This is a genomic window from Thermogemmatispora sp. (assembly GCF_019683635.1).
Classification (GTDB): Bacteria; Chloroflexota; Ktedonobacteria; order Ktedonobacterales; family Ktedonobacteraceae; genus Thermogemmatispora.
The window spans coordinates 1-9,280 of sequence record NZ_JADGIA010000197.1 but is presented as its reverse complement, the minus strand read 5'-3'; the positions used below and the strand labels follow the sequence as shown (position 1 = coordinate 9,280).

Sequence of the window (9,280 nt, the reverse complement as noted above, 5' to 3'; positions counted from 1 at the left end):
TAGACGTGACCAGTCCATATTCGCTCGTTGCCTAGGAGCAGTCATATACTGCTCAAAAGGGGCGCGAACGTTGCCAGAAATATACACAGCCTGTACTTCCAATGCGCCAAAATCAATAATCTTACCCAAATGATCGTATGCGACAAGAACGAAGTCGAGGTTACCTGCTAACCTTCCAAAACGATCGTTCAGACGGACCTCTGAAAGCACTGTCCACTGCGTTCCCGGAGGGAAGAAGAACGTGGCGGCATCTCTGATGACGAGCCAGTTTTCTCGAAAGCGTATAGGACAGGTAATGACAATGTTACTCCCCTCGAAAACACTGCATACCCCGAGAGGTTGTTCAACTTTGTCTTTCGTACAAGTAGGGACATGGTTATGGAAAGGGCAAAGCTTGAGTTGTCGATGGCGTTCTGCCTCTGCGGAGAAATTCGTGGTGGGGAAGCCAAAGACTTCTGCCAAGGGGTGTCTAGGTATCGGAACCATGCTGGCTGTCTCCCTCCAGGAAAAGGAAGGGGCTCTTACAGAAATCTCTCTTTCATGTTCACCCAGCGATCGTGCAAGTCACTGGGCTTGCGAAGTGGCTGGGTCAGCTCTATTTTCTCTGCTTTGTCAAGAGATTCTCCCAAGCCTCTCGGCCTTAGAAGGCTCTATTATCTCCTTCCTGTTCAGGTGGGGGGAGAGGGAGCGGATGATAGGGGCGGTCCAGGCATCCCAGAAAAGTGACTGCCTGGACCGGGCGATCCAGGCAGTCCAGTGTCACAACAAGCAGGAAACCCAGGGCGTGAGGGTGTGAGTGTGGTGGTTGATGATAACGATCTGCTGTTCGAACGTGCTCTACACGCGCTCACCCGGTTCCTGATACCATTGCCCTTGCTCTCCTGTGCTATCTGCCGGCCCGGGGACCACGCCCAGGCCGCTCGGATTTAGCCCGCATCTGGGCCTCATGTTGGGCGATCACCGTGGCCGTGCTGCTCGGATATGTCACGCGGAACCCATCGTAGTTCGGGTAGAGCGTGCCATCGTCCTGCAGGCCCGTCAGAATCCAGAACTGATCACCGTTGCCGTTCAACCGATAGACCTGGTCGGTCCACTGGCGATAGATATCATCGCGCGTCGCCAGGTCCAGCCAGCCATACTCTTCCAGAACTACCGGCTTGCCCAGCGCGTGACCATCGCGAATATGATCGGCGATCCACTGCAATGACCAGGCGTTGTCTTTGCCCCAGTAGTCTGGGTAGAGGTGTAGCGTCCCGTAGTCGACCGTGGGCAGAGCAACCAGGCGCTTCCAGTCCACGCCCTGACTGCCGTTGTAGGCCCAGTCGGAGTTGCCCGACTCGTTGTACCAGCCTTCGTCACCGACTGCCACCAGATGGATGCCGTCCATACTCTTGATGAAGGCGCTCATCTCGTGAACCCAGGCCGTCAGGGTCTGCCCGCTTGGGTCGGACTGACAGCGCGGCTCGTTGGCCAGCTCCCAGGTCATGAGGGTCGGATCAAGATAGAGCGGTTTGCCTGTGTAACGGTTCACACGATGGATGAAGTGCCGGACGTAGGCTTTGTAGGCAGCCTTGATCTGAGGATTGGTGTAGAAGTCGTCATGACCGCTGGCCCCGAACCAGGCCACATACTGGTCCATGCCACCGAAGTCATCCCAGTTGTTGACCAACGGCACCACCAGCTTGATGCCAAGTTGCCCGGCACGCCAGACGGTGTAGTCAAAGCGCTCGTAGCCGTCTTCAGGATAGACGCCAGGTGAAGGCTGCATGACAAAGCCATTGTGCGGCTGCCCGTCGAGAAAACCCCAGATACGTAAGACCGGCAGGCCCATAGCGGCGACATCCTTGAGGACGTCGTCAATCATAAAGTGAGATTGATAATGCATATAATAGTTGTTGGTGCCGGCAAAATAGAAAGGCTGGCCGTCCAGAATGAAGAAAGGTCCGCGCCGGCTCACGAAACTATTGCGTTGCTGCCGCAGACTGGCCGCCGTGAAACGAGGAGATGATGCCGCATCGGCACTGGGGCGCGCAAAAGCCGTTCCCGCACCCAAGCCTGTTGTACCCGCCGCCCAAAAGCTCAGACCAGCGGCGGCTAGCGCTCCAAGAAAAGCTCTCCTGCTCGCTTGTGGTCGCGGGATCTCAGCATGTGCATCCTGCATATGCTCTGCTCCTTCCTGGATGAGTGGCTGCGCTCCAGGTGGTTCAATGAACGATGCAAATTTTTCAATGAACCGTTACACGGAAGAATGGTACCATCTTACCGACCATTCTGTCAATAGGTGCCCCTTCTAATGGTTGAGCCTCGTTTCACCTCCCGTGAGCCAGCCTAAAGATTGACAGATATCAATATGGATGTTATCTTTTTCGTGAACGTTTCACATCCTTGGAGGGATCGGCGTTGGCAAACACTGTCACTTTGAGAGACATCGCGAGGGAGGCGGGGGTCTCAGTTGGCACCGTTTCGCGAGTCCTCAACAACCACGGTAACGTTACTGAAGAGACGCGCCAGCGCGTGCTACGCGCGGCCTCGCGGCTCGGCTACTTTGGCGGGGTGAGGCAGGGAGTGGGAGAAGAAGAGCGACCACCGATTGAAGGGCGCATGGTCAGAGAGATCGGCTTTCTCTTCTGCTCCTTTCTGCCCAAGACCACGGTTTCCACCAATCCATTCTGGTCGCACATCCTGCACGGTGTTGAGAGCGAGGCGCGGCGGGCCAATGTCAAAGTGACCTATCGCGCCATTAGCGAGATCCAGGAGGACCCCGACCGCCTGCTGACCACCGTCTACGACATGCGTCTCGGGGGCATCCTGCTGGTCGGTCCGGCGGAGGCCGTCACGGTGAGGGCCATCCAGCAGGCGGGCACGCCGCTGGTCCTCGTTGACAATTATGTCCCCCAGACCGATGCCGTCTTGGGGAATAACCTGGATGGCGCGCGCCAGGCCGTTGAATATCTGATCAGTCTGGGCCATCGCCGCATCGCCTTCATGGGTGGTCCTTTTGTGGAGAAGACAGGTCAAGAACCAGGGCAACAGGGGCAGCGACCGCCGAGAAACCGTGTCTACACGATTGAACGCCGCGCCCAAGGGTATCGTCTGGCCCTGCTGGAGGCCGGCCTACCCATTCTGCCGGAGCTATACGAGGATGGTGGCCTGTCGATGGAAGGGGGCTACCTGGCCTGCAAGCGGCTGCTGGAGCGCGGCGAGCAGTTCAGCGCCATTTTCTGTGCTAACGATGAGATGGCTGTAGGAGCCATGAAGGCCCTGCGCGAGGCTGGGCTGCGTCTGCCCGAGGATATCTCTTTAGTGGGCTTCGATGACATTGATATGGTGGAGCACCTGACGCCAGCTCTGACGACGGTGCGCGTCAATAAGGAGGCCCTTGGCGCCGTGGCCCTGCGGCGGCTGCTCGCCTTGATCAGTCATCCCGACCCCGTGCACGTGGTCTCTATGCTAGACGTAGAGCTGGTGAAACGCGATTCAGCTTGTGCGCCTCCTGCCTCTGCCCGCCGCTGAACCTGGCTCACTCCCAGCAGGCAGAGAAGGAAGCGCTGTCATTCGTCTCTGAGCAGGGATGCTGCCCGCCACCCCTCTTCTGGCCGATGTTCTGTCTGGGTCGCTGCATCCTGATCCTGGCTTGTTGGCGTGTCGGCTGATCCATCCTTGCGCCCTTTGCCGGGGCGGAAGCGCGTTGTTTGTCTGGATCTTTTGTGTGAGGAACGATGGTCTCATTGATTCGCTCAGATCGCGTGCTGGTCTTCGCTGATCCGGCCTATCCGCGGGCCTGCAGTCAGGCTCTGCTGCGCAAGCTGCTGCCCGGCCCTTTTGAGGTCTGCGATGCGACCCACCTGGCCCAGGCTCTGGAGGACGCTCCGCGTCTCCTGGTCTCATTTCACGGCCCCTATTTCCCAAAAGCCGCCTGGAATGCTCTGCTGCGCTTTCTGGAGCGCGGGGGCAACCTGGCCATCTTCGGAGGTATGCCTTTTGCCCGGCCTGTGACCGCTGCTGGCGAGGTGGAACCGGAGCAGGATGTCTATGCGCGCCAGCTCTGCCTGGGACCGTTCTTTCCGGTCGATCTGGCGGCGAGCGGGGCCCAACCTGCTTCGCTCCGTCTGGTCGCTGCCCCGGAAGCACTCTTTCTGCGTGATTGTGCTCTTCCACTATCTTCCGAGCGCCCTGGACGCTTCTGGTCCTGCTATCCACGTTTGACGCAGACGTCCGACTACCCTGAAGAGATTGGCTCGGCGGGACCGTTCGATACGCTGCTGCGGCCACTGCTCTTCGCTGTCGCGACAACGCCCTATGGCGAGGAACGGCTGGCGACGCCGGCTTTTGTGCTTGATCAGCTGGGAGGGCGCTTTCAGGGAGGGCGCTGGCTGCTCTCGCTTTGGGAGCCTGAGACTGCAGAGGACTGGCTGGCCCTGGCTGAACCTATTCAGCGTCTGCTGGCCCTGGCACTGGAAGATCCGCTCTGCTGCGCCGTTCGCCCCGTGCTGGCCTGCTATCGGCCCGAGGAGGCTCCAGCGCTGGTGGTAACGCTGCCTGAGCGGCTGGATCTGGAGCTGCATATCACGGTAACGCATGCCGATGATGGCCAGGTTCTGCGTCGCTGGGATTTCGCAGCTCCGGCCTCACCGGTGCATTCCGAGCGCTATCTGCAAATGCCGTTGCCGTCCAAAGCCGGCCTGTATCGCGTCCACACCGAGTATCGGCCCGTGGGCGGTCAGTGGCTGAGCCAGGAGACAGGCTTCTGGATCTGGGATGAGGCTCTGATTGCGGCGACACGCGGCAAGCGCCTGGTGGCCGGGCGCGACTATTTTTATCAGGGCGAGCGCCTCTTTCTGGTCTGCGGGACAACCTATATGGACAGCCGCGTGCAGCGCAAGTACTGGCGCCTACCCAATCCGGCCCGCTGGGAGCGCGAGATGGCCGAGTTGAAGGCTGCCGGTATCAATCTGCTGCGAACTGGCCTCTGGACGGCCTGGCGCGAGGTGATGCCAGTGGCCGGGGTGCCGACGGAGTCTTTTCTGCGCGCGCTCGATGCTTTTGTGCTGACGGCCTGCCGCCACGAGCTGCAGGTCATCTTTACCTTCTTCGCCTTCTTTCCCCCTCTCTTCGATGGCCTGAATCCCTGGCTTGATCCGCGCTCGCTGGAGGCTCAGGAGCGCTTTCTCTCGCTGCTGGCTCGCCGCTATGCGCAGGTGGAGTTGCTGTCGTGGGACCTGATCAATGAGCCGAGCTTTGGCGATCCAGCTCGCGCCTTTGCTCAGCGTCCGCTGCCCAACTATGATCGTTACGAGCAGCAGGCTTTTGTGCAGTGGCTCCAGGAGCGCTACACGCTGGAGCAGTTGCAGCTGCGCTGGCGCGAGACGCCAGCAGAGCTGCCTTCCTGGGAACAGCTGCGCCTGCCGCGCGAGGCCGACTATTCGACCTCGGTGCGCGATACGACGGCGCGTGCCATGCTGAAAGTGGCCGACTATACGCGCTTTTCGCAGGAGATGTTTGTGGCCTGGGCGCGGCGCATGTATCGCGCCATTCGGGCCGCTGGTAGTCAGACCTTGATCGGTGTGGGCCAGGATGAGGCAGGCGCACGCATCGCTCCCCAGTTCTACGCCGGCGCTGTCGATTATACGACGACGCATCCCTGGTGGAATGTTGATGATCTGCTCTGGGACATGCTGCTCGACAAGACGCCGGAGCGGCCCAATCTGATCCAGGAGACGGGTGTGATGCTGGTGCGCGACGTCGATGGCCGTCCCTGGCGTACGGAGCAGGCCAATGCCTGGCTGCTGGAGCGCAAGCTGATCATGGGCCTGATGGCCAATGGGGCTGGCCTGATCCAGTGGCTCTGGCATACCAACGCCTATATGACCAGCGAGAATGAGAATAGCATCGGCCTGGTCCGTGTCGATGGTAGTGCCAAGCCAGAGCTGCTGGTCATGCGCGAGTTCTGCCGCCTGGCCGAGGCGCTGGCGGATCAGCTGCAGGAGGCGCCGGAGCCTCCGCCGGTCTGGCTGGTGATCCCGTATAGCCAGTGGTTCGTGCGCCCGGACCTGGGTGCCCTGCCAACGCGCCAGGCGGTGCGAGCTTTGGCCTATGAGCTGGGCGTGATCCCGCAGCTCATTGGGGAGCAGCGCCTGGCCTCCGAGCTGGAGAGGACAGGGCATCGGCCCCAGCTGATCATCTTGCCTGCTCTGCAGCTCTGCGAGCCGGCGGCCTGGTTCGCTGTGCTTGATTATGTCCAGCGCGGTGGAACGGCCCTGGTGAGCGGCGTCGTTGGACGCGATATGCACAATCTGCCTTTCAATCCACATCTGAACTATGGTGCCGGACTGCCCGCACCAGAGCCGGTGGCTCCCTATGAGGTGCTGCGGCTTGAGGATGGCAGTCGCTATCAGTTGAGCTTTACACAAGAAAAGACAGGTTACGTGCGCAAGGCTCACAACGAGTTACGGGAGCTGCAGATGGGAGCCGGGCGCCTGCTCTGGGCGGGGCTGCCAGTGGAGCTGGCTGGCGAACTGGAGCCACTGGCGCGCCTCTATCGGCGAGTGCTGGGGAAGACGCCTCTGGAACCGCAGCCTGAAGGATGGCGTCGGCCCTGGCTGCTGGTGCGTCGTCCGCTCAAAGAGGGGAGGCTCCTGCTGGTGGCCTCCGAGGCCGGCGGTGAGCAGCGCCTCGCACTGGAGGAGGAGGGCCTGACGCTGGTGGTGGCCCCGCAGCGTGCGGGGGCCGTGCTGTGGCGTCCGGGAGAGCCACCGCGGCTCTTTGGGGGATTGCGTGCTGTTGAAGCAGGCTAGCCAGCTCGCTGGTAAAGGATACCAGCGGAGAAGGGCGCTCTATCCGGGCAGCTGCTTCTCCGCTGGCATCAAGCTACGGCTCTGGACAGACTCCATCTGTGCAGTTATACTATAACTAATTGCATACCTTCGGAAAGGCATGCCTCTCGGACAGCGAGCGAGGTGGCAGTCCGCTCAGGTAGCTCGCCCAGATCAGTGAGAAGAGGCGAGACTGGACACAAGTCCGTTCACCGGACTGACCCGCTCCTCTCTGCAGAGGGAGATCTGGACGGCGAGTGTGGTGATTTCCTCGCTACTGTCCATTCATGCTGGAAGGGCATTGCAAGCGACATAAGAAAGAGAAGCATGCCGTTGCCTCGTCGGGCCAGCAACGCTGCCGCCTGCCCTGTCGTTTGGTGCCGCGAAGGTGAGGCCACTGCTCTGGAGAGCGCACGAGGGCGCAGGACGCCTCTCCGTCCGAGGGTTCTCGCTTGTCGGACTGCGCTCTGCAGCTTCTGTCTTCCTCGATGCGAGAACGTCGCAGTTGATCCTGGCTTCGCTTCAAGGAGGAATGCATGGCAACGGTCTCAGAGACGAGTCCCGTCACTGTACGCCGTATGGTCCCCATTCTGGCGGCGAGCACCGTCGGAACGGCCATCGAATGGTACGATTTCTTCCTCTACGGTTTCCTCTCGGCGACGGTCTTCCCCAAGCTCTTCTTTCCAGAGCTGGACCCGGTTGCCGGAACGATCGCTTCCTTTACGACCAACTTTGTGGGCTTCTTTGCGCGTCCACTAGGTGGGGCCTTCTTCGGCTGGTTTGGTGATCGCGTGGGGCGGAAGTCGACGCTGATTGCGACGCTGTTGCTGATGGGGATCGCCACAGCGCTGATGGGCCTTCTACCAGGTCATGCTCAGATTGGTCTGGCGGCGCCCCTGCTCCTTTCTGTGCTGCGCTTCTTGCAGGGGGCTGGCGTCGGTGGCGAGTGGGGGGGCTCAGTCCTGCTCTCAATGGAGTATGGCGACGATCGCCGTCGCGGCTTCTGGATGAGCTGGCCACAGACCGGTGTGCCGCTGGGGCTGGCGCTGGCGGCCATTGCCGTCCTGAGCTTTCAGGCCATTTTCCCTGGTGAGGCTTTCCTATCGATCGGCTGGCGCATTCCTTTCCTGCTGAGTCTGCTGCTGATCCTGGTCGGCCTCTACATTCGCCTGCGCATTCTGGAGACGCCGGCCTTCCGCCGCGTCAAGGAGACGGGGCGCATCGCTCATGTGCCGCTGGTGGAGGTTTTCCGCCATTACTGGCGCGAGATCATCCTCTCGGCTCTGGTGCGCTCGGCTGAGCAGGCGCCGTTCTATCTGTTCACCACCTTTATCCTCTCCTATGGTTCCAAGACGCTCAAGGTTGACTCCAGCGTCCTCTATGCCGGCCTGATTATCTCGGCAGTTTGCAGCCTGATCCTGATGCCGACCTGGAGCCATCTCTCCGACCGCTTCGGGCGCAAGCGCTGGTACATGATCGGCTGCATCTTGATGGCGCTCTATGCTTTCCCGTACTTCCTGCTGCTGGAGACGCGCCTGCCGCTGGTGGTCCTGCTGGCGATGATCCTCTCGATCAGCTTTTGCCACGACTGGCTCTACGGTCCGCAGGCAGCCTTGATTTCGGAGCGCTTTGGAACGCGGCTGCGCTACAGCGGGGCTTCGCTGGGCTATCAGCTTGCCTCGATTACGGCGGGTGGCCCGGCACCGATCCTGGCAACCTGGCTGGTGGCCAATACGCATACATGGCTGGGGAGCGGGACGCCGTCCTATACGCTGATTGCCGTCTTCATTATCTTCATGGCGGTGGTCTCCTTCATCTCGACAGCCCTGATCGGGCGTGAGCTGGCCGGTCAGGCCGCCGTAGAAGAGGTGGGCGGAGAAGAAACCAGATTAGCGACCCAGGCACAGTAAGTCCGGCCTGACCAGGCCGACTCATCTTCCTCGTGGAGAGGAGAAAGCAACGGAGAGGCAGGTAGCGCCGCAGCTCTATCTGCGGAGCGGGCCGCCTCTCCTCTTGTGAGATCAGCTGGAAGGTGGCCCAGGTGGCGAGCAAGAGGGCATAGCGGAGGATGGGAGCAGCAAGATGTAGCCCTGCGCAATCATGGCCGCCGTCAGGAAGTAGAACAGGGCTTCCTCCAGGGGGACATTGCCGAGGGTGAGGCCCAGGATCAGCGTGGGCTGGAAGAACCAGATATGTTGAGCGATGGCCAGGCTATCGGCCAGGGTCAGGTAGCTGCCGACCAACAGCACCGCCCAGGGCCAGCGTCGACGCCAGACCCAGAGCTTGCGCCAGCCGACGAGCCATTGCAGGCCCAGGATAGGCAAGGCCCAGGCCAGCAGGAAGAGCAGATAGGTGGCGTGCGCCATATGCCCTCAGACCCCTTTCCTGGTGGTAGTCTCTTCCTCTGGGGCTGCGGGCACGGGAGCGGGGCCAGAGCGTAGGAGGGCGTAGAGCAGCAAGGTGGTCAG

The 9,280-nt window shown here is 60.9% G+C and carries 6 protein-coding genes; 3 read left to right on the top strand and 3 right to left on the bottom strand.

Annotated elements, in window-relative coordinates:
* Together IRZ31_RS17545 and IRZ31_RS17540 are read right to left on the bottom strand one after the other, a co-directional pair.
* Window positions 1–486 (bottom strand): NotI family restriction endonuclease (locus tag IRZ31_RS17545; RefSeq protein ID WP_297156012.1); only part of this gene is annotated, 486 nt, incomplete at its 3' end.
* 400 nt (window positions 487–886) lie between these two features.
* The gene (locus IRZ31_RS17540) at window positions 887–2,161 is read right to left on the bottom strand and encodes a cellulase family glycosylhydrolase (RefSeq protein WP_297156010.1); all 1,275 of its coding nucleotides are present in this window, start codon (window positions 2,159–2,161) and stop codon (window positions 887–889) included.
* 239 nt (window positions 2,162–2,400) lie between these two features.
* Here IRZ31_RS17540 and IRZ31_RS17535 point away from each other — a divergent pair, with 239 nt between their 5' ends.
* From IRZ31_RS17535 to IRZ31_RS17525, 3 genes are all read left to right on the top strand, one after another.
* A complete protein-coding gene (locus IRZ31_RS17535) occupies window positions 2,401–3,513 on the top strand; it encodes a LacI family DNA-binding transcriptional regulator (protein ID WP_297156008.1) in 1,113 nt (370 codons plus the stop codon).
* 206 nt (window positions 3,514–3,719) lie between these two features.
* Window positions 3,720–6,794 (top strand): beta-galactosidase, encoded by a 3,075-nt coding sequence (locus IRZ31_RS17530; RefSeq protein WP_297156006.1) that lies wholly within the window; start codon window positions 3,720–3,722, stop codon window positions 6,792–6,794.
* A 554-nt stretch (window positions 6,795–7,348) separates the two neighbouring features.
* Complete coding sequence (locus tag IRZ31_RS17525; protein WP_297156004.1) at window positions 7,349–8,722, top strand: MFS transporter; 1,374 nt, start codon at window positions 7,349–7,351, stop codon at window positions 8,720–8,722.
* Between the two features lie 111 nt (window positions 8,723–8,833).
* Here IRZ31_RS17525 and IRZ31_RS17520 read toward each other — a convergent pair whose 3' ends face one another.
* A complete protein-coding gene (locus tag IRZ31_RS17520) occupies window positions 8,834–9,178 on the bottom strand; it encodes a lycopene cyclase domain-containing protein (RefSeq protein WP_297156002.1) in 345 nt (114 codons plus the stop codon).
* Between the last annotated feature and the right edge of the window lie 102 nt (window positions 9,179–9,280).